This window comes from Deinococcus radiotolerans (genome assembly GCF_014647435.1).
GTDB lineage: Bacteria > Deinococcota > Deinococci > Deinococcales > Deinococcaceae > Deinococcus > Deinococcus radiotolerans.
In genome coordinates, this window is the sequence record NZ_BMPE01000010.1 from 1 (window position 1) to 24,824 (window position 24,824).

Sequence of the window (24,824 nt, forward strand, 5' to 3'; positions counted from 1 at the left end):
CAGGCCCCGCGTGAATCTGTCAACACCCCAACCCAAAGCCCTCCTTGACCTTCGCTCGCACGCCCGGCAAGTGCAGCCTGCACAGCGAAAGCAGGAGCTTTGCCTGCGCCCTCCTCTCTCCCTTAGTGCCTGACTGGATCGCTGACGCGGTCCCCGCCGTCATCCATGGGGCGGCATACTGGGGCATGTTCACGATTGAAGCGGCAGAACTGCTGGTAGTGCGACTTCCTCTGAAGTTCCGGTTCGAGACGAGCTTCGGGGTGCAGACCGAGAAGGTCGTTCCCCTGCTGGTCCTGCATGGGGACGGTGTGCAGGGAGTGGCGGAAGGCACCATGGAATTCGCGCCCATGTACCGCGAGGAGACCATTGCCGGGGCGCTACACCTGCTGCGTGAGGTGTTTCTGCCGCGCGTGCTGGGCCGCTCCTTTGCCAATCCGGAGGCGCTGAATGACGCGCTGGGTGCCTTCCGCGGGAACCGGATGGCCCGCGCGATGGTGGAGATGGCCGCGTGGGACCTGTGGGCGCGGCAGCTGGGCGTGCCGCTCGGGCAGCTGCTGGGTGGGCGGAAGGAGAGCGTGGAGGTCGGCGTGAGCCTGGGCATCCAGCCGGACGAGGCGGCAACGGTGGATGTGGTGCGCCGCCACGTGGAGCAGGGGTACAGGCGGATCAAGCTGAAGATCAAACCCGGTTGGGACGTGCAGCCGGTCCGCGCGGTGCGGGAGGCCTTCCCGGAGATCCGGCTGACCGTGGATGCCAACAGCGCGTACACGCTGGCCGACACGGTGCGGTTGCGCGCGCTGGACGCGTTTGACCTGACGTACATCGAGCAGCCGCTGGCGTGGGATGACTTGGTGGATCACGCGGAGTTGCAGCGCCGCCTGAGTACGCCGCTGTGCCTGGATGAGAGTGTGGCGAGCGCGCAAGACGCCCGCAAGGGCCTGACCCTGGGCGCGGGGGGCGTGGTGAACGTGAAGGTGGCCCGCGTGGGTGGTCTCGCGGAGGCGCGGCGGGTGCATGACGTGGCGCAGGCGTTCGGGGCGCCGGTGTGGTGCGGCGGGATGCTGGAGAGCGGGATTGGCCGGGCGCACAACATTCACCTGTCGACCCTGCCGAACTTCACGCTGCCCGGGGACACGAGCAGCGCCAGCCGCTACTGGGAGAAGGACGTGATCCTGGAGCCACTGGAGGCCGCAGATGGCCTGATGCCGGTGCCCCAGGGGCCAGGGACGGGTGTGACGCTGGACCGCGAGTTCGTGACGCGCGTGGCGGAGGTGCAGGAGGAGTTCAGCGCGTGATCCGCGTGGCCGTCGAGGGGCGGGCGTTCCCGGAGTGGAGCCCGCCGGGTTTCGTGATTCGCGAGGTGGTGGATCCGTGGGCGTTCCGGGCGCTGGAGGGCGTGCAGGTGGCCGCCTGGGGGTACGCGGACCGGGAGGTGACGCCGGGCACGCTGTTCCGCATCAGTGCGGCGACGGGCGGGATCGTGCTGGGCGCGTACCCGGAGGATCAGCCGGAGCAGCCGGTGGGGCTGGCGTTCGGGTTCCCGGCGCTGCGGGACGGGGCAGTGTGGCATCACTCGCACCTGCTGGCGGTGGATCCGGCGTGCCGGGGGTCCGGGCTGGCGGTGGCTCTGAAGGACGTGCAGCGGCGGCTGGCGCTGGAGCAGGGCCTGAGCCGCATGACGTGGACGTTCGATCCGCTGGTGACGCGCAACGCCCGCCTGAACCTGGGGAAGCTGGGGGCGGTGGCCCGGACGTACCTGCCGGAATGGTACGCGCTGGATGAGGACCGCGTGACGGCGTTCCCGGCGGACCGGCTGCTGGTCGAGTGGGACCTGACGCGGGGGCCGGTGGAGCGTCCGGCGCCGCAGCCGGTGGGCGTGCGGGTGCTGGAGGCCAGCGGGGAGGGGCCGGGCCCGGTGCAGTTCTCGGAGGCCGAGGCGCTGCTGGCGGAGGTGCCGCTGCGGGTGGATGTTCTGCCGGAGGCGGTGCGGCGAGCGTGGCGGATGGCGCTGCGGGAAGCTGTGGGGGTGGCCCTGGCGCAGGGCTTCGCGGTGGTGGATCTGGCCCGGGAGGGGGAGCGGGCCTTCTATGTGCTGCGGCGTGAGGGCTGAGGCTTCTCACTGTTCAGAAGCCCCAGTTCGTGTTATGTTATTTACATAAGGAGGTCAGATGTTACACATTGAATTCACCACCGACCTGGGCGCCAAAGTCACCGTGGACGTTGACAACGCCAGCGCACTCCTCGACACCCAGCGCCAGTACGGCCGCCTCGGCTGGACCAGCGGCGACATCCCCAGCGGCGGCTACCAGTTCCCCCTGGACAACGAACCCGACTTCGACTGGCACCTGATCGGCGCGCGCAAATGGACCAGCCCCGACGGCGAGGAACTCGTCATCCACAAGGGCCACGCCTACCGCCGCCGCGAACTTGAGGCGGTCGACAGCCGCAAGATGAAACTCCCCGCCGCCGTCAAGTACTCCCGCGGCGCGAAAAGCACCGACCCCGACCACGTCCGCGAGAAGAGCGACGGCGAGTTTGAATACGTCACACTCGCCATCTTCCGCGGCGGCAAACGCCAGGACCGCTACGCTACCCCCGGCGCCCGCCCGGGACCCGCCCAGACGGCACCGGCCCAGAACGCCGCGCGCCCCGCGCCCAGCCGCCCGGCCCCCGCGCCGGTCCGCGCGGCGCCCCCGGCACCGACCCGTACAGAGGACGAACCTCCGTTCTGACCAGGGAGCAAGAGGAGGGCGCCCGATTGCGGCGCCCTCCTCTTGCCTGCCTCCCGTTCCTACTGTCTGCGGGGCCCTGACCGTTCAATCACTGCGCGGACATCCGCGGGCTGCCAGCCCTGAGGTTTCAGGATCTTGCCGTCGGCGCGGCGGGGCCCGCTGGCCTTTGTCAGGTTCGCGCGGTGCACCTCGGCGAACACGGCGTCCGCGTCCAGGCCCAGGCGGTCGAAGGCGCCGTACGTGACGTACAGCAGGTCCGCCAGTTCGTGCGCCAGGTCGGTCAGGTCCGCCGCGTGCAGGGTCTCCCCTGCCTCCAGGCGGGCGGCCAGCGTCTGGAACTCGGCGTCCACCTCGGCCGCCTCCTCCTGGATCAGGGTGCGGCGCAGGGTCAGCAGGTCGCGTTCAGGTGGAGTGGGGACGTCGCGGCGGTCCTCGCCGATCGCGTCGTGAAAGTCGCGCAGATGTCGGGCGTTCGTCTTCGGGGTGCTCACGCGGTCATGCTAGCGGCCCGGCCACAGCAGGCGGGGACCAGTCAGGTCGGCGTCTGTGATGGTCAGGCGCGTGAAGGTCGCTCCGGCGGCGCGCGGCACCAGAAGATTTAGGTCCACGCGGCGGCACAGGCGTTCGTTCACGCCGCACACGAAGAGTGGGCCGCGCAGCCGCAGTTCACCGCCCGGCGCGGCGGGCAGGGTCAGGCGGACCGGGAGGAGCAGCCCGAAGGATTCCGGGTGGGTGACGCTGGCCGGGCCACGCAGCTTCACCGGCAGAGGCAGTCGCCCCGGCGCGTGCAGGGCGAGCGTGCTGGGCGCCTCGCGGTTGACCAACACGCTGCGCAGCTCAAAGCGGACCTCCACGGTCAGGGAGGCGGCGCCCGCCACACCCGCCAGCAGGGGCGCCAGCAGCAGGGGCAGCAGGGCGCGCATCCTGATCAGGCTACCCAGGACGGCCCGTGTGAATTGTGCGCAAGAGCAGCCCCGCGCCGGAGGTGGGGTCCGGTGCGGGGCTGGGAAGGTCTGGTGGTCAGGTTGCGGGGCCTGCACCCGCGGGGCACTGGCCGACTTCGGGCCTGCCACCTGCTCGCGCGCCCGTTGGTGAAGAGGTGGGCGTCTCCCTCTTGGCCTTCGCCCCGGGGGGCGACCTCACCAGGCCGAAGCGAAGTATGCCCGCTCAGTGTCAGCGGCGCATGTGCTGCATCTACAGGTGGCCTTAAGTAAAATGGCGCAGCGGACGCAGTGTTCCAGTCGTCACAAATCCACGATGTGGTACCCGTACGCGTTGATGACCCGCGCGCCACTCTCGGGGTCTAGGTACTCCAGCTTCTTGCCCTCGTACTCGTGAATGTGGCCGTGCACGACCACTCGGGGCCGGCGGCGGGTCATGAAGGCGTTCAGGTCCGGGCAGCCCCGGTGCGCGTAGTCACTGCCGGCGTGCGGGCCGGTGGGGGGCGCGTGGGTCAGCAGGATGTCCACGCCCGCCCGCGCCTGCCACGCCAGCCGCCCCAGCCCCCAGCGGGCCTGCGCGCGGGTGTACTGACCCTCGCCCGTACCGCGGTAGCGGGGCACGCCGCCCCAGCCGGCCACGCGCAGCCCGGCTTCCTCGACCACGCGGCCGTGCGCGGCAATCACGCCGCGCGGGGGGATGCGGCCCTCACCCTCGTTCACGTACTCGTTCTCGTGGTTGCCGTGCACGTAGATGATCGGCACCGTGAGTTTCGTCGCCAGGAACTCCAGGTAGTAGCCGGGCAGGTCCCCGGCGGCCAGCACGGCGTCCACCGCGGGCACGCCCTGCGGGAACGCCGAGCGGTACACGAAAGGGTGCACGTGATCCGCCAGCACCATGACCCGCTTCCCTAGCGGGGCGCGGGACAGGGGGGGCAGGGCGGGCGGGGTCATGGGGGCTGGGGTGGGGTCCGCGGCGGCCGGACCGGGTGGTACGCGTGATGGCCGAGTGTACCGTCCCGCTCCGGTGCGTGAGCGTACGCTGCGCTAGGGTGCGGCGCATGACTGTTCCTGTCACGCCGCGCCTGCTGCTGTTGCCCCTGACCCGCACGGTGATGGCCCGCCGCCTGGAGACCGAGTCCTTCACGCTGACGCTCGGCGGACCCGGGGGGCCGCTGGAGGTGCACTTCGGCCCGGAATGGCCCGGCGATCCGCTGCCGCTCTTCCCGGGGAAGTTGGCGCGGCTGGCCCCCGGGCAGGAAGAGGTCGCGGGATCCTTCATCGCCGTGCACCGCGACACGGGCGACGCGGTGGGGCAGTTGGGCGCCAAGGGTCGCCCCTCGGCGGCCGGCGCGCAGGAAATTGGGTACGGGTTCAACCCGGCGGTGTGGGGACAGGGTCTGGCCACCGAGGGCGTGGGGGCGCTGGTGGCGCACCTGCACGCGCAGCCGGACGTGTACGCGGTGACCGCCGAGACGGCCGTGGGCAACCCGGCCAGCGCGCGGGTGCTGATGAAACTGGGCTTCCGTCAGGTGGGCACCGGGCACAGCGAGGACGATGGTCCACTGCTGCTCTGGGTGCACCGGCCAGCATGACTATGCACCTGAATACTCAGCGCCTCTCATCCTGACGCGGAATGCAGAAATAATGTTGCAGCCGTAAGGCATACCGCCTCCGAGCCCGTAGGCTGGACTGCATGAACATCTCGATTCTGGGCATCCCGATGGACCTCGGGGCGGGCCGCCGTGGCGTGGACATGGGCCCGTCCGCGCTGCGCAACGCCCACCTGACCCGCGCGCTGCGCGACCTGGGCCACCACGTGACTGACCTGGGCGACGTGCGCGTGGCGCTGCCCGAAACCGCGGATAAACACAGCGAGGGTGGCATGGTGTTCCTGGACCCCATCCTAGACGCCTGCCGCGCCACCGCCGAGCGCCTGAGCGCACTGGACGGCGACACCTTCCCGCTGACCATCGGTGGAGATCACAGCGTCAGCATGGGCACCGTGACCGGTAATGCCCTGCGCGGCGGCCCCGGCGGGGCGCGCATGGGCCTGATCTGGGTGGACGCGCACACCGACTACAACACGCCGGGCAGCAGCCCCAGCGGCAACATTCACGGCATGCCGGTCGCGCACCTGACCGGCCTGGGCGACCCGCGCCTGAGCGGCCTGGGCGGCGGCTGGCACATGCGGCCCGAGGACATCGTCATGATCGGCATCCGCAGCGTGGATCCCTTCGAGCGCGACCTGCTGCGCGAGGCGGGCATCAAGGCGTACACCATGAAGGACGTGGACCAGCTGGGCATCACGCGGATTCACGAGGAGACCATGGAACGCCTGAGCGGTACGGAGCGCCTGCACGTGTCCTTCGACGCGGACGCGCTGGATCCCGGCGTGTGCCCCGGCGTGGGGACGCCCGTGCCCGGCGGCCTCACGTACCGCGAGGGGCACCTGCTGATGGAACTGCTCAGTGAATCGGGCCGCGTGACCAGCATGGACATCGTGGAGGTCAACCCCATCCTGGATACCCGCAACCAGACGGCGGAGGTCATGGTGGGCATGGCCGCCAGCCTGCTCGGGCAGCGCATCCTGTAACCCCCGTTCCCTGCTGCGGCCCCGGCCCGCTCCGCGCGCAGCAGGGGGTTTGTGCATGGGGTCTCGACGGCCCCCCGCGCGGCGTGACATCCTGCGCGTCATGGTTGTCCTGCCCATCCGTTTCGAGCGCAGTCCCCGCCTGCACCCCATGCTGAGCGAGGTCGCGCACCCGGTGGGCACCCGCGTGGTCGTGCAGGGCAAGCGCGGCCCCGAGGTCGCCACCGTGCGCGGCGAGGCCACCCCCCCGCAGGAGCAGGAGCGCTACGGCGCGGTGCTGCGCGCCGCCACCCCCGAGGACCTGAGCCGCTGGGAGGACCTGCACCGCACGGGCGAGGACCTCAAATGGCTGCTGCGCGCCCGCGCCCGGCAGCGCAGTCTGCCGGTGAAGGTCGTGGCCGTAGAATTCACGCTCGACGAGAGCCTCGTGACCGTCAGTTACAGCGCCGAGGAACGCATCGAGCTGACCGGCCTGATCAGCGAGCTGCGCGGGCACACGCGCGCCCGCGTGAACTTCGCTGCGGTCGGCCCGCGCGAGCAGGCGCAGATGATCGGCACGCTGGGCGCCTGCGGGCGCGAGAACTGCTCCTCGACGCACCTGCAGGAGTTCGCGCCGGTCAGCATCCGCATGGCGCGCGACCAGCAGCTGCCCCTGAACCCGGAGAAACTGTCCGGGCCATGCGGGCGGCTGCTGTGCTGCCTGCAGTTCGAACACACCCAGTACCTCGACCTGCTGAAGGACCTGCCGCGCAAGAACGCCCGGGTGTGCCATGAGGGGAGCGGCGCGTGCGGGAAGGTCACGAAGCTGCACCCGCTGGCCGGCACGGTGGACGTCACCACCGACCAGGGTGTCCTGACCGACGTGCCCGCCGGGGAGCTGCGCCGCCTGACCGAAGCGGAGATCAAGGCCCTGCCGGACGCCGGCCGGGGCGGCGGGCGTCCAGGGAAGCCGAATCGGGCGCCCGCGCGCGAGTAACGCGGAACACCGCGGCGCTAGACTCGCCGGAATGACCCTCACAGACCTGAGTGCCGTTGAAGCCACGCTGGCGGTCCCGGACGCCCTGACCCGCTGGGAGGCGTACGCGCCGCGTGTCCAGGCGCTGCTGGACGCCCCACTGAGCGCCGCGGACGTGCCCGCGTGGCTGACTGCCTGGAGTGACCTGAGCAGCGAGCTGCACGGCGTGGCCGCGAAACTGGCCACGCACGCGGACCTGCACACCGATCAGCCGGAGGTGCAGGCGCGCTTCCAGGCATTCACGGGTACCGTGATGCCCGAAGCGGCCCGCGCCGAGCAGGCCCTGAAGGAGAAGCTGCTGGCCGTGCCGGACTACACCCCGGACGCCCGCTTCGCGCTGACGCTGCGGCGCATGCGGGACGAGGCGGCGCTGTACCGCGAGGCAAACGTGGCGCTGCTGGTCACGCACGAGGAACAGAAAAACCGCTACTCGGTGGTCACCGGCAACCAGCAGGTCACGCTGCGCGGCGAGACCCTGACCATCCCGCAGGCCAGGCAGCGGCTGGACAACCCGGAACGCGCCGAGCGTGAAGCCGCCTGGCGCGCCCTGAGTGACAGCAACCTTCAGGTCGCCGCGGACCTGGACGGCGTGATGCTGGACCTGATCGCCACGCGCTGGCAGCTGGCCCGCAACGCGGACGAGGCGAACTTCCGCGACTACCAGTGGAAGGCGCTGGACCGCGTGGATTACACCCCGGCGGACTGCGTGGCCTTCCACGAGGCCGTTCGGGACGAGGTGGTGCCGCTGGCCGCTCAGCTGGTCGGCGATATTGCCGCGCAGCTGGGCCTGGACGCGGTGCGGCCCTGGGATTACAACCGCAACAACCTGCTGGACCCGCAGGGCCGCGCGCCCCTGGCGCCCTTCCAGACGGGCGCGCAGCTTGAAACGCTGACGCAGACGGCCTTCGACGCGCTGGACGCCGACCTGGGGGCCCGCTTCCGGCAGATGCGCAGCGGCGGCCTGCTGGACCTGGAGTCCCGCCCGGGCAAGATGACGCACGCGTACTGCCAGTACTTCCCGACCTACAACGAGCCGTTCGTGCTGATGAACGTGGTGGGCACCGCCGAGGACGTGCGCGTGCTGTTCCACGAGATGGGGCACGCCTTCCACGGCTTCTACAGCGGGGACGCGCAGCCGCTCGTGTGGAACCGCTGGAGCCCCATCGAGTTCGTGGAGATTCCCAGCATGGCCATGGAGTTCCTGACGCTCGATCACCTGGGGCACGTGTTCAGCCCGGAGGACCTTGCCCGGTACCGGCAGAAGCAGCTGGAGGGTGTGATCGCGTTCTTGCCGTGGGCGGCGCAGATGGACGCCTTCCAGCATTGGCTGTACGCCGAGGCCCCCGAGGACGTCAGCACCGAGGCGCTGGACGCCAAGTGGCTGGAACTGGACCGCACCTTCCACCCGTTCGTGAACTGGGACGGCCTGGATGAACGCGCCCGCGCGAAGGGCTGGCAGTACTACCACGTGTTCCAGGTGCCCTTCTACTACATCGAGTACGCGATGTGTTACCTCGCGGCGACCGGCATCTGGCGCGCCGCGCAGGTGGACCCGGCGGGCACCCTGGACCGCTACCGGGCGGCGCTGCGTCTGGGCAGCACGGTCAGCGTGCCGGAGCTGTACCGCGCGGCAGGTGTCGAGTTCCGCTTCGACCGCGAGCACATCCGGGGCCTGATGGCCTTCCTGCGCGGCCAGATGCAGGCCTGACCGGCAGCAGAAGGGGGGCCGCACCGTGAACGTGCGGCCCCCTTCTCGTGAGGATCAGTACTGGTAGGTGGTGCTCTCGCTGACGTTCACGCGCACGGTGCGGTTCGCGCCGCGGTCCACGGTCAGGGTGGCGGTGGTTGCGCCCTTCACCAGCGTGCCCGAGTACCCGGTGGTCGTCTGACGGGTCTGCTGCAGGGTGTAGCCCATGCCCTGAAGGTCGCGGACCTTCTGATCGTAGGCGCTGCGGGCGGGGTCCTGGATGGTCGTCCCGGCGATCGCGCCGAGCAGGTTGCCGATCAGGTCCAGCACGGCGTTACCGCTGGTGACGGGCGTGCTGATGGCCTGCGCGAACTCGACGTTCAGGTTGGTGGTGCCGCCCGCGCGGATCGTGACTGTGGTGCTGTAGTCGGTGTAGCCGGGAGCCTGCACGCGCACGGGGTACGTTCCGGCGCGCAGGTTGCTGTAGGTGACGTTCGCGCCGCCCAGGCGCTGGCCGTTCAGGATCACGGTGGCGTTGCCAACGTTCGTGCCGATAAAGAGGCTACCGGTGCTGACGGGGTTCTGCGCGGCCACGGTGTAGAAGGCGGTGTCACTGACCCAGCTGTTCTGGGGCAGGGGGTTCACGACGATGCTCAGCGCCTGCGCCAGGCCGGTCTGGCCGCCCTGGGTCTTGACAGTCGCGAACTGGTCCTGCGTGGTCTTGAACTCACTGATCTGAGAGAGGTTCAGCGGGGTGAGGCTGGCCAGGGCCAGGACCTTGTTCTGCCCGATGGGGCCCGCGACGCTGTAGGTGAAGTTCGCGCCGGCGGCGGGGAAGGTGGTGGTGGTGTTCGCCTTGACGAAGTTCTCGCCGCTCAGGCGGTTGGGGAGGATCTGGTCGACGCTGCCGTCGGGGTTCACGTTGAACAGGTACACGTACGCGTCCTGGTTGGTGGTGGCGCTGACGCTGATCACCTCGCCCACGCGGTAGGCGGGGTTCTGGTTACCGCTGGTGTCCTTGTTCACGCGGACGCTGACGTTCAGGTCCGGCTGGGTGGGGTTCACGATGATGCTCTGGGCGCTGATCTTCGCCTGGGCACCGGCGGTGCTCAGGGCAGCGGCCGTACCGAGGGCCAGCAGGGCGGTCAGGTTGCTTTTCATGAGCCCAAGTTTGCCCGGGGCGCGTGACGGCAGGCTGACTGCACCTGATGGAAGCCTTGAGATTTCAGGGAAGCGTGAAGGACCCCGCCGACCGTCCGTGAGGGCGTCCACCAGCACGGCCCCGCGCCCTTTTCAGACCCGCCCACCCCGGCTGTGGCCCTGCGTGACGCCGCGCGCGGTCAGGTGCGCGGCGCGCAGCGGCTCCGGCACGCGGCCCGTGACCGTAAAGGTCCCCAGGGCCGCCTCCGCCTGCGCCAGGGTCAGCCCGGCACGCTGCACGAACACGCCCGCGCAGGGTTCCATCGGCCCGGCCGCCTCGATCAGCGCCCACTTGCGTGCCCCGCCGGGCACGCGGGTCAGAAGCGCCGAGCGGATCCGCTCCAGGTCCGGGGCGCGCCGCGCAACGACCAGCACGGGCTTCCCCGTCCCGGCGTGCAGGGCGCGCAGGTCCACGACGTTGAAGCCCGCCAGCGCGATGCCTTGCAACAGAATCAGCTGAAGGTGCTCCGGGGACTGGTTCACCAGCCGGGCCAGTTCGGCGGTGCTGTTGCGTCCGTCGCGGCGCACCCGGCCGCTGACCACGCCGTGCAGCGTGGTGCGGGCGTACACGGTCCCGATGACGGGCACGTCGCCCCGCCAGCCGTGATCAAACGGGGCGTCGTCAAAGCCGATGGCGTGGGCGAACACCTGCGCAGCGTAGCGCGGCAAGAAGCACACGGCTTACGTGGTCCCTCCGCCATCCGGCGCATGCCGCGCTGACGGGCCCGGGGCACACTGCTGGCATGACCTCGACTGCGCCCCTGTCCTCCCCGGTGCCCGGCTGGCCCGCCCAGCCGACCGTGACGCCCTTCGATCCTCACGCCGCCACGTCCGCGCAGCGCCTCGCCATTGGGCAGCTGCTCGCTGACGCCTTCGCGCTCACGTACCCGGACGACCCGGCCCTCCTGCCCGAAACCGAGGCGGTGGGCCTGACGCACCAGCTGCCCACCGAACGTACCGCCCACTACGCCGTGTGGAACGGCGAGCAGGCGCTGGCCTGGGGCAGCCTGTCGTACGACCTGGAGCAGAACACGCACATGGCGCACCTGCGCCTGACCGTGCATCCCACCGCGCGCCGTCAGGGCCTGGGCCGCGCGGTCCTGACCCAGCTCCTCGCCCACGCTGACGAGCTCGGGCGCGGCACCCTCACCTTCGGCACCAGCAGCCGCAGTCCCGCCGGAGAGGCCTTCGCGGTCTCCCTGGGCGCGCAGGCCGCCCTGCCCATGCGTCAGAGCCGCCTGGACCTACACGCCCTGGATCACGACCTCCTGAGCCGCTGGCAGGCCCGCCCGGACGGCGACCCCTTCCGCCTGCACCTGTGGCAGCGCGTGCCCGGCGAGTACCTCACCCGCGTCGCCGACATGATGATGGTCATGAACACCGCCCCCCGCGGTGACCTGGAACAGCAGGACTGGACGATCACGCCCGAGATGATCCGCTCGTGGGAGGCGATGATCGAGGAGGCGAATGAGACGCGCTACATGATGGCCGTCGAGGACACCCGCACCGGGCAGCTCGACGCGTACAGCGAGGTGTTCTGGATGCCGCAGCGCGCCGCACTCGTGTACCAGGGCGCGACCGCCGTGCGCCCCGAAGCGCGCGGGCAGGGCCTGGGCAAGTGGGTGAAAGCCGCCATGCTGGATCACGTCCTGAACGCGTGCCCCGGTGCGCGCTGGGTGCAGACGAACAACGCCCACGAGAACGCCCCGATGCTGGGCATCAACGTGGCGCTGGGCTTCGCGCCGTACAGCACCTTCACGGAATGGCAACTCAAACGCTGACCGCGTGATACAGGGAGTGGGGCCGCCCGGAGACTGCATCTCCCGGGCGGCCCCTCTTCTCTGCTCGCGGCCTGCGGCAGCGGGCTCCTTTCTTGGCGGCCTCCGTCACGCGGGCCGTGGCGCGCGCTACGCTGCTTTGCATGAGGGTTGCCGTTGCGGATGTGGGCACGAATTCCAGTCACCTGCTGATCGCGGAGGCGGCGCGTGGGGACGCGGGTGGGTACCGGGTGCTGGACGCCCTGAAGGACCGCACGCGGCTGGGGGAGTGCCTGGACGCGGCGGGGAACCTGACCCCTGAGGGGGAGGACCGGCTGGCGTCGGCATTGACGCGGTTCCGGGCGCTGGCGTCGGGGGCGGGCGTGGCGGAGGTGCACGTGTGCGCGACGAGTGCGCTGCGGGAGGCGCCGAACGGGCCGGAGGTCGCGGCGCGGATGCTGGCACGGACCGGGGTGTATCCGGCGATCATCAGTGGGGTGCGGGAGGGAGAGCTGACGTACCTGGGCGCGGCGCACGCGGTGGAGCTGGGGGCGGACAACGTGCTGCTGGACCTGGGTGGGGGGAGTCTGGAGTTCGCGCGGGGGGACGCGGCGCGAGCGCTGGACGTGCTGAGCCTGCCGCTGGGCGCGATCCGGATGAGGGACGCGTTCCTGCGGTCTGATCCACCGTCCCGGCGGGAGCTGGGGGCGCTGGACGCGGCGGTACGGGAGGCGCTGGAACCGCACGTGGGGCGCTTCCGGGTACGGCCGGGCACGCGGGTGGTGCTGTCGAGCGGCACGGCGGAGGCGGCGGCCGAGGCGATCCTGGCGCGGCGGGGCGAGGAGGCGCGCGGCGTGAATGGCACGCGCCTGAGCGTCGAGGAGCTGGGTGAGCTGCTGGAGCACGTGCGGGGCTTGAAGGGGGCGGCGCGGGCGCGGGTGCCGGGCCTGGAGCGCCGGGCGGACACGGTCGTGGCGGGGCTGGCAACGCTGCACGCGGCGCTGGGCGTGCTGGGCGCGCAGGAGTTCACGGTCAGCGAGGGTGCGCTGCGTGAGGGCATGCTGATCGAGGAGCTAACGCGGCTGGAGGCGTACAGTTCGTCGATCAGTGCGCGCCAGCGCAGCGTGCTGGGCATGGCCGAGCGGTTCGGGGCGAACCTGTCGCATTCGCGGCAGGTGGCGGCCCTGGCCCGCGAGCTGCTCTCGCGCCTGCGGGCGCTAGGCGTGGAGCTGGGCGCAGAGGGCGAGGCGCGCAGCGTGCTGACGGCGGCGGGCGCGCTGCACGAGGTGGGGCAGATCGTGGCGCAGAGCGCACACCATAAGCACTCGGCGTACCTGATCCGTCACGCGGAGCTGCGGGGCTTCACGCCGCGGGAGATTGAGCTGGTGGCGCTGCTGTCGCGGTACCACCGCAAGAGTGCCCCGAAAGGCTCGCATCCGGAGTTCGCGGCGCTGAGCGCGGCGGATCAGGCGCTCGTGACGCGCTGGGTGGGCATCCTGCGGGTCGCGGACGGTCTGGACCGCTCGCATGCGGGCGCGGCGCGCGTGACTGGCCTGACCCGGCGGGGCGAGGGCTGGCAGCTGAGCGTGCAGGGCGCCACGCCACTGGACCTGGAGGGGGCGCGGGAGAAGGCGGACGTGTGGACCCGCGCGTTCGGCCCGCTGACCCTGAAGGCCGAGTAGCGCGCCGCAGGGCGTGGGGGCGGCGGGTATGCTGGGCGGCATGAAGGACGCCCCGCCCGCCGCCCACCCTGCACTGTCACCGGACCTCACCTCTCCGGCACTGCCGCAGAACATCCTGAGCATCCAGTCATGGGTGGCGTACGGCCACGTGGGAAACGCCGCCGCCGTGTTCCCGCTGCAACGCCTGGGCTTTGAGGTCTGGGCGATTCACACGGTGCAGTTCAGCAACCACACCGGGTACGGCGCGTGGACGGGCGCGGTGTTCCCGCCCGAGCAGGTCGCGGACCTGATCGGCGGGATCGAGGCGCGCGGGGCGCTGGGCGACTGCAACGCGGTCCTGAGCGGCTACATGGGCAGCGAGGGCACGGTCGCGGCGGTCGTGGACGCCGTGCGGCGTGTGCGCGTGGCGAACCCGGACGCCCTGTACGCCTGCGACCCGGTGATGGGGGACGTGGGGCGGGGCGTGTTCGTCCGACCGGAACTACCGGACCTGATTGCGGCACAGGCGATTCCGGAGGCGGACCTCGTCACGCCGAACCAGTTCGAGCTGGAACTGCTGACCGGCGTCACGGTGGACACGCTGGAGCACGCGCTGGAGGCCGCCCGGCTGTTGCGGGAGCGGCTGCGCCCGGGTGGCCCAAGGATCGTGGTGGTGACCAGTCTGGTGCGCAGCGGCGCGCCGGAGCAGAGTATTGAGACGCTGGTCGTCACGGACGGGGGCGCGTGGCTGTGCCGCACGCCCTTGCTACCGCTGGACCCGCCGCGCAACGGCACCGGGGACGCCATCGCGGCGCTGTTCCTGGGGCATTACCTGCGCGGTGGGGACGCCGCGCAGGCCCTGAGCCTGTCCATGAGCGCCCTGTACGCTCTGCTGCAGCGCACGCACGTGGCGGGCACCCGGGAGATTCAGCTGGTGGCCGCGCAGGACGAATTCCTGAAGCCCGCGCGGGTGTTCGAGTCGCAGCAGGTCGGCTGAGGTCAGGCGGGGCGCGCGGCGCCCAGCAGGAGCAGGCTCAGGGTCAGGCACAGGGGAATGAACAGCCGGTCGTCCCAGTGCGCGAAGGTGGTGCCGCGGACCCGTTTGAACAGGCCCACGTACCGGAAGTCCCCGAGCACCCGCAGCGCGAACGCGGCGCTGACCGCCAACGTGAGCAGGCGCGGCGTGCCGCCGGCCGGGGCGAGCAGGGCCAGGGCGGCGCCGCTGCCCAGCGCGACCGCCACCAGCAGCGTGAGGCCCGGACCGGGCTGAAAGGCCGGTCCGCTGCCCGCCCGTGGGGTGATCTGGGGCAGCGCGGCGTGCAGGCCGGCGGTGCCGCCGCAGGCCCAGTACACATGCAGGGCGGACAGCGCCGCCAGGATCAGGGCCGCGGGAACGGAGCAGACCGTCACGCGGGCTCCGGGGTCAGGGCGCGCGGGGGGATCAGGGACAGCAGGTGCGTGCTCAGGGTGGGCAGGGAGGCGGCGGCGCTGCCCCGCCCGACGCGGTCCAGGAGGCCAATCAGGGCGGCGTACAGCAGTTCGGCGCGCAGGGGGGCGTCGGCCGGGTCCAGGCCACTGCGGCGTACCTGCCGGGTCAGGAAGGCCACGCGGCGATCCTCGACGCGGGCGGCCACGAGCGCGGCCTGCGGGTCGCTCCGGCTCCAGTTCAGGAACTGCGTCTCGCTCCGCACCGAGTTGGGCACGGACTGGAGCAGGCTGTCCAGCACCCACTGCACGCTGGCGCGCGGGCAGGGCTGCTGCTCGGCGGTGTGGATCAGGTCGGTGCTCAGCTGCTCCCAGCGGCTGAGCAGGGCGGTCAGGAGGGCCTGCCGGTCGCGGTGATGCCAGTAGAAGCTGCCCTTGCTGACGCCCAGCGTGCGGGCCAGTCGTTCGACGCGCACGCCGTCCGGGCCGTGATCGGCGAAGTGGTGGTAGGCGGCGCGCAGCCAGTCGTCGGAGGTCAGGGCCATACGTGTCCGTACGGTAGCGGGGCGGGCGGGCCGGGCACCACTGCGGACCGTATGGTCGCGTTCCATGAGACGCTGATCAGCTTCCGTTCAGGATCGGGCCAACGCCTGTTGCGACCGCTCTCATGGAGGAGGCGGGGGGCGCAGAGAAGACTGGCAGTCATGAAACATATTCTGTTCCCGACGGCGGCTGCGGCCGATGCTTTCACTGCTGACCTTCAGGCCCAGGGCGTGATCGCTCCCACGATGGGAACGAGCACCTACACCCGCCGCAGCGCGGCGACCGACGCCACCTACAGCGACACGACCCGGACGGACATGGACGGCCACGGTTCGCTGACGATGGAAGGTGACGGCGTGGGCGGCACGGCGGAAGACGCCGGTGCGGGCGCCGTGAAGGGGACGGGCGTGGGCGCCGTAGTCGGCGCGGCGGCAGGCATCCTGGCGACCGGCGCGACCATCGCCACGGGCGGCTTGGCCCTCCCGGTCATCCTGGGCATGACGGCCCTGGGATCGGGCGTGGGCGCGGCCGTGGGAGCCACCGGCGGCGCCATGGGCGTCGACGAGACCGGCAAGACCTACGATGACCGGTACGACGTGGACGACACGTACTACGACCGTATGGACAGCACCATCAACAGTGGCGGCCGCGTCGTGGCCGTGGATGACAGCGTGCCCCAGGACGTGCTGATGGACGCCGTGACCCGCCACGGCGGCGAGATCGTCGACAGCGGCGCCCGCCGCATGGACTACAACGCCACGATGTAATCAAGCTGCGTAATCAGGCGGCGCCGAGCCCCCACCTTCCGCGGAGGGTGGGGGCTCGGCCTGTTGGGACGTCAGGTCAGGAGCGGGGCGGTTGGGGCAGGGCCACCTTGTGAAACCAGAAGTTCCCGAGGGTCTCGATGACTTCCACGAATTCCGCGATGGACACGGGTTTGGGAATATAGGCGTTCGCGTGCAGGTTGTAGCTGCGCCAGATGTCATTCTCGGCGCGGCTGGTCGTCAGGACGATCACGGGAATGCTGCGCAGCTCATCGTCCTCCTTGAGGACGTCCAGCAGTTCCAGGCCCGTCATGCGCGGCATGTTCAGGTCCATCAGGATCACGTCGGGTCGGGGTGCGCTGCCCTGACCGTCCTGGCGGCGCAGGAACGCCAGGGCTTCCACGCCGTCGCGGGCGTGGCTGAGGCGGTGCTCGAAGTGCGCTTCCTCGAAGGCCTCCTGGGTGAGCAGCACGTCGGCGGGGTTGTCCTCTACGAGGAGAATTTCGACGGGTCGGGTCATGTGGGGTCTCCGGTGGGGTCGGGGGGGTCGGGAAGGGCTAGGTGGAAGGTGCTGCCCTGACCGGGGACGCTGTCCAGCCAGAGTTCCCCGCCGAGCTGTTCGGCGGCGCTGCGCGTGACGGCCAGTCCGATCCCGCTGCCCGCGTATTCGTCCATGGGGTGCAGGCGCTGGAACACCCCGAAGATCCGGTCGTGGTACTCGGGGGCAATGCCAATGCCGTTGTCCTGCACGTGAATCACCCAGCGGCCCGGGCGGCGCTCGGCTCGGACGTGCACGTGGGGGGCCGTGCCGGGCCGCTGGAATTTCAGGGCGTTGCCGATGAGGTTCTGCAGGGCGTGCCGCAGCAGGTCGGGGCTGCTTATCACGGTCGGGAGGGCCTCCACCTGGACGTGCGCGCCGCTGCTGCGAATCTGGGCGTTGAGGTCCGCGGTGATCTCGCTGGTCAGGACGTTCAGGTCCACCTGCTGCGTGACGCGCGGGGCCTTGCGGACCCTGGAGTACACCAGCAGGTCCTGAATGAGGGTCTTCATGCGCAGCGTGGCGGACGTGGTGAAGTCGATGTACTGCCGGGCGCGATCGTCAAGCTGATCGTGGTAGCGGCGGGCGAGCAGTTCGGTATAGCTGCCGATGGTCCGCAGGGGTTCTTGCAGGTCGTGGCTGGCGACGTACGCGAACTGTTCCAGTTCCCGGTTGCTGCGTTCCAGGTGCTCGTTGGTGGCGCGCAGGGCCTCGGCCGCGCCCCGCAGCTGCCGTTCGCGGTCCTGCACGGCGCTGGCCATGGCATCGAACTGCGCGCCCAGGTGCGCGAGTTCCTCGACGGGCATGCGGGGGGTGCGCTGGTCGTAGTGGCCCTGCGCGATGCTCTGGGCGGCGCTGTTCAGGCTGAGCAGCATGCGGCTAACCGAGCGGGTCACGCGGTACGCGGTGAACAGGATCAGCGTGACGCTGAGCAGCACCCCGGCCACGCTGAGCAGCTGCACGAGGCGCAGCAGGGACTTGCTGGCGCGTGTGGCGTCACTCAGGCGGATGGATTCGTTGGTGGTCATGGTGTCCAGCACGGTGCGGGCGTCGTTCAGCAGGGTCCGGCCGACGCCGCCGCTGACCCGCTCGGCCGCGCGCGACATGGACACCTGCCGGGCGCGAATTTCCGGCTGGGCCGCCTCCTCGTGCCAGCGGTTCACGAGCGCCTGCACGCGGGCCAGGTTCGTGCGTTGCAGCGGTGTGACGCTCAGGTCATGCAGGGCGAACACGTCCGCCTGGAAGGTCAGTTTGCCGTTCTCGTAGGGTTCCAGGAACAGGGGCTGGCCGGTGATCACGTAGCCGCGCTGGCCGCTTTCCATGACGGACACCTGCTTGGCGAGGTCCGTGATGAGTTGCAGGCGGGTCTGGGCGTCAAGGACCAGCCCGACGGCCTGATCGTTGCGGTTCACGCCGTACGTGATGGTCGCGCCCACACCCAGCAGCAGCGCGAAGGGCAGCACGAACGGGCGCAGAAGAACCTGCCGCAGGCTGGGCACGCCCCTGAGGGGCGCGGGCGTCTGGACGTCCGCTGTGGGTGCACCCGGCTCGGCGTGGGGGGCGGGGGCCGACATTCCCGCGCATTGTAGTGCAGCGCAGGCCGAGCGCAGCGGCGCCCGGCGGCCCTGCGAGGTGAAATGATTTAAGTTCAAGGCGACGAGGACGCTGTTCCTGCCGGTTGATCCGGGAAGTGGCCGGGCCGTACGCAGCCCTGGGGCAGCAGGGTCAGTAGGCCCCGCCGACGTCTCCCGGGAGGTCACTGCGCCTCACACCCGCGGGCGAATTTTGAACCCAGTTCATCTTGGCGGGGTACAGTGAACGCATGACATTCCAGAACGTGAATCTCACCCACGCGGGTGAGGTCGCCACGCTGACCCTGACCAGCAAGAAGGGCAGCATGGGCCCGACCTTCTGGCCCGAAATCCCCCGCGTCCTGAGCGACCTGGGCGGCGCGCGCGCCCTGATCCTGCGGGGCCAGGACCTCTTCAGCGCCGGGCTGGACGTCCGCGCCAGCGCCCCCGTGATCGCCCTCACCCTCGGGAACCCCGAGGCGTTCGCGGCCGTGGTGGCCGAGATGCACGCCGCCATCAACGCGTTCGCCGCGCTGCCCATCCCCGTGATCGCCGCCGTGCATGGCTGGTGCATTGGCGCGGGCCTGGAACTGATCAGCGCCTGCGACCTCCGCATCGCCAGCGCGGACGCCCGCTTCAGCCTGCCCGAGGTGCGCCTGGGCATCACCGCCGACCTGGGCGGCCTGCAACGCCTCCCGCACCTGATCGGCACCGGACGCACCGCGCACCTCGCCCTGACCGGCGACCCCATTGACGCCGCCACGGCCGAACGCTGGGGCCTGATCACCGAACTGCTGCCTACCCCCGACGCCCTGTTTGGTCGGGCACAGGCGCTGGCCGAGCAGCTGGCCACCCTGCCCCCCCGCGCGGTCGAGGGCACCAAACGCACCCTCCAGGACCGCCTTCCCCACGCGCAGAGCCTCGACCACGCCGTACGCTGGAACGCCCAGCACATGAGCGCCGAGGGCCTCGCGCAGGCCCTGAAGTAGGGCACGAACCGCTGTTCCCTCCGACCCGTAGCCCTTCCGACCCTCAAAGGAGCCTCATCATGAGCCAGAACCCCGGCACCCTCAAGCCCGGCACCGCCGACAGCACCTTCCGCCCCGACCTCCTGCAGGGCAAGCACGCCCTGATCACCGGGGGCGGCAGCGGCATCAACCTCGGGATCGCGCAGAGTTTCGCCGCGCACGGCTGCCGGGTCACCATCCTGGGCCGCAACCTTGAGAAAGCCCAGACGGCCGCGCAGGGCATCACGGACGCGGGCGGGCAGGCCATCGGCGTGAGCGCCGACGTGCGCGACATCGCCGCCCTCCAGGCCGCCGCCGAGCAGGCCGTGAGCACCTTTGGTCCGATCGACATTGTCCTGGCGGGCGCCGCCGGGAACTTCCCCGCCCCGGTGGACGGCATCAGTCCCAACGGCTTCAAGACCGTCGTGGACATTGACCTGCTGGGCACGTACAACACCATCAAGGCCTGCGCGCTGCACCTGACCACCCCCGGCGGGAACGTCCTGAGCATCAGCGCGTACGGCGTGCCCGTGCCCATGCAGGCGCACGTCGTGGCCGCCAAGGCCGGCGTGGACGCCCTGACCCGCACCCTCGCCGTCGAGTGGGGCCTGCGCGGCATCCGCGTGAACGCCATCATTCCCGGCCCGATTGACGGCACCGAGGGCATGGCCCGCCTCGCCCCGGACGAGAAGACCCGCCGCCAGTTCATGAGCACCGTCCCGCTGGGCCGCTTCGGGATCCCGCAGGACATCGCCAACGCCGCCCTATTCCTCGTGAGTGACGCGGCCAGTTACGTCACGGGCGTCATCCTGCCCGTGGACGGCGGCCAGAACATGCTGGGCGGCGCGCCGCAGTACCAGATGTACCAGCAGATGGGCCTCGCCCTGCCGAAGAAAGACTGACCCGGCCGCGAGGGGGGCGCAGGTCGTGAACGTCGCCTGACCCGCTGAGCGTTCTGGCCGATGTGCCCCAGTGCCCGCCCCAGGCAGCATCGGGGCATGCGCCTGCTGAGCCTTCGGGACCGTCCCTTCCACCGAATCCGGTTCCTGAACGCCGCGAAATGGGGCGGGACGGAGACCGGGCACCTGCCGTTCCTGCGCGGTCAGGTGGACGCCCTGCCGAACGGGCTGGACGCCATGCTCCTGACCGGTGACCTGCAGGGCGTGGTGCAGGACTGGAGCGAGTCGCGCCTGCTGGGCCTGGAGGTCGTGACCGCCCTGGCCGCGCTGGCCGCCGAGGGTCGCGTGCCCCCTCCGGACAGGACAGGCGTCCTGCTCGCCGGTGACCTGTACGCCGCGCCCGGCGGGGACGTGCGGGGTGCGACCGGAAACGTCGCGCCGGTGTGGGCGGCCTTCGCGGGTGCGTTCGCGTGGGTGGCGGGCGTGCAGGGCAACCACGACACGTTCGACCCGCACCCGGACACGCTGGCGGGAGCGCACCTGCTGGACGTACTGGGCGTGACGCTGTCCGGCCTGCATGTCGTGGGGGTGGGCGGGGTGATCGGGGACCCGGCGCGGCCCATCCGGCGGACCGAGGCGGACTATCTGGCGGGTGTGACGCTGACGCTGGAGCACTGCCCGGACGTGCTGCTGCTCCATCAGGCGCCCGAGATGAGCGCGTCCCAGCAGGGCGACGAGGCCCTGAGCCGTGTGCTGCGCGCCTCTCCCCCACCGCTGACCGTCTGCGGGCACGTCCACTGGGCTGAGCCGCTGGACCGTCTACCCGGTGGCGAGGCCGTGCTGAATGTTGATAAGCGCGTCGTCGTTCTGACGACCTGAGCGTCCCGAACCTGCCTGGGGCCGCTACGCTGCGGGCATGCCTGTTGCCGCGCCGCCCGTTCACCAGCACCTCTCGGACGTCCGGGGGGCGGCGCTGCTGGCGCTGCCGGACTGGTCGGGGGTGCGGCGCGTGAATCTGGATGGGCTGGGCCTGGGCGAGGTCCCAGAGCGGCAGATCGCGCTGGACGTGATGGCCTTCAGCGTGTATGACAATGCCCTGACGGTGGTGCCGGACTGGGTGTGGACGCGCCCGGAGTTGCGGACGCTGAACCTGTCCGCGAACCGCTTCCCGGCGTTGCCAGACGCGCTGGGTAACCTGCGCGAGTTGCACATGCTGGATCTGGGCCACAACGAACTGGTGGCCCTGCCGGATGCCTTCCGGGGTCTGGGTCAGCTGCGGTTTCTGTACCTGAGCCACAACCGCCTGACCACCCTGCCGGAGTCCATGCGGCACCTGGGCGCGCTGACGTACCTGAACGTCACGGACAACGCCCTGACGCACCTGCCGGAGTGGCTGGGCGAATTACGCGCCCTGACGGAACTGCGGCTGTACGGCAATCCGCTTGAGGCTCTGCAGGACAGCGTCGGGACACTGGGGGCGCTGCGGGAACTGCACGTCATGAACACCCGCCTGACCCGGCTGCCGGACCGTCTGGGCGGGTGCGGGGCGCTGGAAGTGCTGGACCTTCAGGGCAACGCGTTGACGGCGCTGCCGGACACCCTGGGGCAGCTGGCGCGCCTGACCATGCTGAATCTGCGCTTCAATGCGCTGACGCACATTCCGGACGCGCTGGAGAACCTGACGGCGCTGCACACCCTGGACCTGCGTGCCAATGGGCTGTCCACTCTGCCCGGGGGGCTGGCGCGCCTGCCGAACCTACGGAAACTCGACCTGCGCTGGAACTGCATTGAGCAGCTGCCCCGCGCGTTCGACGCCCTGATCGCGCGGGGATGTCAGATCTACCTGTAGTCAGCGGGGTTCACTTGCACAGGTCAGTGGTGCAGATGTCCACCGCGGCGTAGTCGCGCCCCTGCTGCACCACGAGTTTCAGCGTGACCTGTCCGTTCTCGTACGCGTAGCTGTCGCCGGTGGTGCTGGCCAGCGCGCTGGGGCTGACTTTCTTCAGGAGGTTGCGGTTGTCGATCCACCAGTCGCGGTACAGGCGGGGTTCGGCCGCGGCGGGCAGGGTGACGGTGACGGTGTCGCCGGGCTGGCGGTTCTGGAGGCCGAGGCGCAGGTGGGCGCTGGCGGCGCTGGGCGTCAGGGTGTACGCGTCCCCGAGGCGGGCGCTGGTGCTGAAGCTGGTGTACGTGCTGGGCGTGCCGGTCAGTTGCAGGCTGCCGTTGGGGCCGGTGACGTTGACGGGGGCGAGGGTGCCGCCGTTGACGTCCTGAAGCCACAGGCGGCCGTACGTGCCGGGGCAGGTGCTGGCGTTCCAGCTGGCGTTGATGGTGCAGTCCGGCGCGCCTTTCAGCAGGGGACTGGCGGTGACGGTCAGCCCGGCCTTGCCGGTGACGCTGCCGTCGGTGTCAAGGAAGGTGGCGGCCTTGTCGCCGTCCTTGTCAGCCTGCGCGTCCGGGAAGTACACGCGGGCACTGGCGTCAGCCCAGCGGAGGTTCAGCGCGTTGTTGGTGGGGACCAGTGAGAAGGCGTTCTTCGTGAGGTACCCGAGGCCGCTGGCCTGCCGGGTCGCGTCGGGCGTGAAGCCGGCCAGGGCCGCGCCGTCAATGGTGACGTGCCCGTCGTAGAACTGGTAGCCGCGGATGGGGAAAGACGCGTCCCAGGGGCGCGGCAGGGCGCGGCCGCCGGTACCGGTGGGTTCCCAGCTGTCGGGCTGGCCGACGTTGGGCGTCTCGCCGATCAGGGCGCCGCCCCTGAGGGTGCTGGCGTCGCTGGCGAAGGTGGCGCCCACGCCGTTGTCGGCGAGGATGGCGTTCAGCAAGATGTGGCTCCGGCCGCGCAGCCACACGCCGTGATCGCGGTTCTTGTACGCCGTGAAGGTGCTGAGGGTGGCGGTGACGGGGGCGCTTTTGGGGTCGCTGGGCGTGGTGACGGGCGCGTAATACGTGACTTCGGTGGTGCCGTCGGCTTTCGGGCCGTTGTCGAGGTTCAGGCCGCGGTCGGTGCTGTGGGCCACGTTGCCGCTGAACGCCCCCAGGGGCGTGCGGCGGTTCCAGATGTCGGTCTTCGTGGCGGCTAGGCCGGTGGGGTGCTCGGGGAACGCGAGCCAGAAGCCGGTGCCGTCCACGCCAGCAGCCACATTGTTCTGGACGGTGTTGGCGGGGTGGGTGATCCAGTACGCGGCGGGGCGTTTGTCGCTGCCGAGCAGGGGCGTCTGGCCCTGTTTGCTGTCGGGAGCCTTGACGCGCGTGACGAGGTTCCCGCTGAGGGTGTTGCCGGTCTCGTCGCCGTCTTCCAGGAAGATGCAGTGGCCGATGTTGTCGAAGGTGACGTTGTCCTGCACGCGCAGGTCCGAGGTGCCGTGGATGACCACGCAGCGGTTGTAGGAGGCGTGCACGCTGCTGCCGCGCAGGTAGGAGCTGGGAGCGCTGCCCAGCTGGTGGAAATGCACGGGGTAGCGGCGCAGGGTGTTGAGCTGCCCGACGCGGGTGAATTCCGCGCCCTCGATGCGGGCCGCGCTGGCGCCCATGATCATGACGTGGGCGCCCAGGCTGGTCTGCGCGGCGTCGTCGGTGGCGGCCACGACGACGTTGCGGGTCAGGAGGCCCACCTCAGCGCGTTCGTTCACGCTGAGGCCCGCGACGGTGATCGGGGCGCCCCAGTGCGTGGACTTCAGCGGGGCGGCCAGGGTGACGGTGCTGCCGCTGACGCGCTGCACGGTGACCTGCTCGGTCTGGTTCGGGTTGAAGTCCGTGCTGGTCAGCGTGAGGCTGTCGCCCGGCTGCCAGTCGGGCGCGCGCTCCAGGGTCAGGGTGCTGCTGCCGCGCGTGGCGGTGGCGTTCAGGCGCGTCCAGGCGAGGCGGGGTTGCCCGTGGAGTTCCAGGGTGCCGTCCATGACGCCCACCACGCGGTCGCCCATACCCATGATGTTCTCGCCGGGGGTCCTGTCGGTCAGGAGGATCTCGGCGTGGTGCGTGAAGGGTTTGTCCTCGCGGCCCACGCGGAGTTCGCCGTGCACCATGATCCACTCGGCGCGCAGGGTGCGGTCGGCGCGGTCGTCAAATTCCAGGGCGCTGCCGGCGGGGATGGTCAGGCCGGCCAGGTCAGGCGGGGTGGTGTCGAGCAGCACGCGTTTCCCGGCGGGGAGGGTGACCTGCTGCCCGGCGGCGGGCAGGGTGCCGCCCCAGGTGGCGGGGTCGGTCCAGCTGACGGTGCTCAGCGCAGGTGCCGGGGCGGGTGTGGGCGCCGGGGTGGGGGTGGTGGAGGGCGGCGTGGTGGGGCTGGTGCCGCTGGATCCGGAGCCGCAGGCAGTCAGGAGCGCAGTGAGGAGAAGGACGGATGCAGAGCGGCGCACGGGCATGAAGGAATGATAAACGCCGGGTCAGCAAGCTGACGTGAAGGACTTCGCACTGCTCCCACGGACCAGTCAGGCCAGTGCCGCTGCACCGAAAGAGCGTTGAGCACGTCATTTCTGCCTACACCCTGCCCACGGA

Annotated in this window: 25 protein-coding genes; 15 read left to right on the forward strand and 10 right to left on the reverse strand. The window is 70.6% G+C overall.

The window, feature by feature from the left end:
• The first annotated feature begins 185 nt into the window (after positions 1-185).
• The 3 genes from menC to IEY63_RS14635 are packed head-to-tail and all read left to right on the forward strand — an operon-like array spanning position 186 to position 2,732.
• A complete protein-coding gene (menC, locus tag IEY63_RS14625; RefSeq protein WP_189069744.1) occupies positions 186-1,295 on the forward strand; it encodes an o-succinylbenzoate synthase in 1,110 nt (369 codons plus the stop codon).
• 5 nt (positions 1,296-1,300) lie between these two features.
• A complete protein-coding gene (locus IEY63_RS14630; RefSeq protein WP_189069847.1) occupies positions 1,301-2,110 on the forward strand; it encodes an acyl-CoA acyltransferase in 810 nt (269 codons plus the stop codon).
• Positions 2,111-2,168: 58 nt separating this feature from the next.
• Positions 2,169-2,732 carry a single-stranded DNA-binding protein gene (locus tag IEY63_RS14635; RefSeq protein WP_189069745.1) on the forward strand — a complete coding sequence of 188 codons (564 nt, stop codon included), beginning with the start codon at positions 2,169-2,171 and terminating at the stop codon, positions 2,730-2,732.
• Between the two features lie 59 nt (positions 2,733-2,791).
• Here the strand turns inward: IEY63_RS14635 and IEY63_RS14640 are convergent, their stop codons facing one another.
• The 3 genes from IEY63_RS14640 to IEY63_RS14650 form a co-directional block, all read right to left on the reverse strand.
• Positions 2,792-3,223 (reverse strand): dUTP diphosphatase, encoded by a 432-nt coding sequence (locus IEY63_RS14640; protein WP_229784733.1) that lies wholly within the window; start codon positions 3,221-3,223, stop codon positions 2,792-2,794.
• A gap of 9 nt (positions 3,224-3,232) precedes the next feature.
• Positions 3,233-3,655 (reverse strand): hypothetical protein, encoded by a 423-nt coding sequence (locus IEY63_RS14645; RefSeq protein ID WP_189069746.1) that lies wholly within the window; start codon positions 3,653-3,655, stop codon positions 3,233-3,235.
• A 321-nt stretch (positions 3,656-3,976) separates the two neighbouring features.
• Entirely contained in the window at positions 3,977-4,624 is a 648-nt protein-coding gene (locus IEY63_RS14650; RefSeq protein WP_229784734.1) for a metallophosphoesterase family protein, read from the reverse strand.
• A 107-nt stretch (positions 4,625-4,731) separates the two neighbouring features.
• Between IEY63_RS14650 and IEY63_RS14655 the strand changes: the two genes are divergently transcribed.
• The 4 genes from IEY63_RS14655 to IEY63_RS14670 all read left to right on the forward strand — a co-directional run bounded on the left by IEY63_RS14655 (position 4,732) and on the right by IEY63_RS14670 (position 8,986).
• Positions 4,732-5,265 (forward strand): GNAT family N-acetyltransferase, encoded by a 534-nt coding sequence (locus IEY63_RS14655; RefSeq protein ID WP_189069747.1) that lies wholly within the window; start codon positions 4,732-4,734, stop codon positions 5,263-5,265.
• A gap of 101 nt (positions 5,266-5,366) precedes the next feature.
• Positions 5,367-6,266, forward strand: coding sequence for an arginase (gene rocF / locus IEY63_RS14660; RefSeq protein ID WP_189069748.1), 900 nt, complete (start codon positions 5,367-5,369; stop codon positions 6,264-6,266).
• 100 nt (positions 6,267-6,366) lie between these two features.
• A complete protein-coding gene (locus IEY63_RS14665) occupies positions 6,367-7,239 on the forward strand; it encodes a PSP1 domain-containing protein (protein WP_189069749.1) in 873 nt (290 codons plus the stop codon).
• 31 nt (positions 7,240-7,270) lie between these two features.
• Positions 7,271-8,986, forward strand: coding sequence for a M3 family oligoendopeptidase (locus IEY63_RS14670; protein ID WP_189069750.1), 1,716 nt, complete (start codon positions 7,271-7,273; stop codon positions 8,984-8,986).
• Between the two features lie 54 nt (positions 8,987-9,040).
• Here IEY63_RS14670 and IEY63_RS14675 read toward each other — a convergent pair whose 3' ends face one another.
• Positions 9,041-10,126: a DUF4384 domain-containing protein gene (locus tag IEY63_RS14675; protein WP_189069751.1), complete on the reverse strand. Its 1,086-nt coding sequence runs from the start codon at positions 10,124-10,126 to the stop codon at positions 9,041-9,043.
• A 132-nt stretch (positions 10,127-10,258) separates the two neighbouring features.
• On the reverse strand, positions 10,259-10,813 hold the full coding sequence (locus IEY63_RS14680; protein ID WP_189069752.1) for an endonuclease dU: 555 nt from the start codon (positions 10,811-10,813) through the stop codon (positions 10,259-10,261).
• Positions 10,814-10,908: 95 nt separating this feature from the next.
• On the opposite strand from IEY63_RS14680, the gene IEY63_RS14685 reads away from it, so the two are divergent.
• The 3 genes from IEY63_RS14685 (at position 10,909) to pdxY (ending at position 14,580) form a co-directional block, all read left to right on the forward strand.
• Complete coding sequence (locus IEY63_RS14685; RefSeq protein ID WP_189069753.1) at positions 10,909-11,946, forward strand: GNAT family N-acetyltransferase; 1,038 nt, start codon at positions 10,909-10,911, stop codon at positions 11,944-11,946.
• A gap of 140 nt (positions 11,947-12,086) precedes the next feature.
• Positions 12,087-13,604, forward strand: a complete 1,518-nt coding sequence (locus IEY63_RS14690) for a Ppx/GppA phosphatase family protein (RefSeq protein ID WP_189069754.1) — start codon at positions 12,087-12,089, stop codon at positions 13,602-13,604.
• Between the two features lie 40 nt (positions 13,605-13,644).
• Entirely contained in the window at positions 13,645-14,580 is a 936-nt protein-coding gene (pdxY, locus tag IEY63_RS14695) for a pyridoxal kinase PdxY (protein ID WP_189069755.1), read from the forward strand.
• 2 nt (positions 14,581-14,582) lie between these two features.
• On the opposite strand, the gene IEY63_RS14700 is transcribed toward pdxY, so the two are convergent.
• Positions 14,583-14,993: a DUF3995 domain-containing protein gene (locus tag IEY63_RS14700; RefSeq protein WP_189069756.1), complete on the reverse strand. Its 411-nt coding sequence runs from the start codon at positions 14,991-14,993 to the stop codon at positions 14,583-14,585.
• On the reverse strand, positions 14,990-15,553 hold the full coding sequence (locus IEY63_RS14705) for a TetR/AcrR family transcriptional regulator (protein ID WP_189069757.1): 564 nt from the start codon (positions 15,551-15,553) through the stop codon (positions 14,990-14,992). The genes IEY63_RS14700 and IEY63_RS14705 overlap by 4 nt, the downstream gene beginning before the upstream one ends.
• A gap of 159 nt (positions 15,554-15,712) precedes the next feature.
• Between IEY63_RS14705 and IEY63_RS14710 the strand changes: the two genes are divergently transcribed.
• Complete coding sequence (locus IEY63_RS14710; protein WP_189069758.1) at positions 15,713-16,318, forward strand: hypothetical protein; 606 nt, start codon at positions 15,713-15,715, stop codon at positions 16,316-16,318.
• A 76-nt stretch (positions 16,319-16,394) separates the two neighbouring features.
• Here IEY63_RS14710 and IEY63_RS14715 read toward each other — a convergent pair whose 3' ends face one another.
• Positions 16,395-16,835: a response regulator gene (locus tag IEY63_RS14715; RefSeq protein ID WP_189069759.1), complete on the reverse strand. Its 441-nt coding sequence runs from the start codon at positions 16,833-16,835 to the stop codon at positions 16,395-16,397.
• Positions 16,832-18,427: a sensor histidine kinase gene (locus tag IEY63_RS14720; protein ID WP_189069760.1), complete on the reverse strand. Its 1,596-nt coding sequence runs from the start codon at positions 18,425-18,427 to the stop codon at positions 16,832-16,834. Before IEY63_RS14720 ends, IEY63_RS14715 begins: the two co-directional genes overlap by 4 nt.
• A gap of 248 nt (positions 18,428-18,675) precedes the next feature.
• Between IEY63_RS14720 and IEY63_RS14725 the strand changes: the two genes are divergently transcribed.
• From IEY63_RS14725 to IEY63_RS14740, 4 genes are all read left to right on the forward strand, one after another.
• Positions 18,676-19,413 (forward strand): enoyl-CoA hydratase-related protein, encoded by a 738-nt coding sequence (locus tag IEY63_RS14725; protein WP_189069761.1) that lies wholly within the window; start codon positions 18,676-18,678, stop codon positions 19,411-19,413.
• A gap of 59 nt (positions 19,414-19,472) precedes the next feature.
• Complete coding sequence (locus IEY63_RS14730; RefSeq protein WP_189069762.1) at positions 19,473-20,333, forward strand: SDR family oxidoreductase; 861 nt, start codon at positions 19,473-19,475, stop codon at positions 20,331-20,333.
• A gap of 96 nt (positions 20,334-20,429) precedes the next feature.
• The gene (locus IEY63_RS14735) at positions 20,430-21,209 is read left to right on the forward strand and encodes a metallophosphoesterase (RefSeq protein WP_189069763.1); all 780 of its coding nucleotides are present in this window, start codon (positions 20,430-20,432) and stop codon (positions 21,207-21,209) included.
• Between the two features lie 37 nt (positions 21,210-21,246).
• Positions 21,247-22,179 carry a leucine-rich repeat domain-containing protein gene (locus tag IEY63_RS14740; protein WP_189069764.1) on the forward strand — a complete coding sequence of 311 codons (933 nt, stop codon included), beginning with the start codon at positions 21,247-21,249 and terminating at the stop codon, positions 22,177-22,179.
• Positions 22,180-22,189: 10 nt separating this feature from the next.
• On the opposite strand, the gene IEY63_RS14745 is transcribed toward IEY63_RS14740, so the two are convergent.
• A complete protein-coding gene (locus IEY63_RS14745) occupies positions 22,190-24,691 on the reverse strand; it encodes a G8 domain-containing protein (RefSeq protein ID WP_189069765.1) in 2,502 nt (833 codons plus the stop codon).
• Positions 24,692-24,824 lie beyond the last annotated feature (133 nt).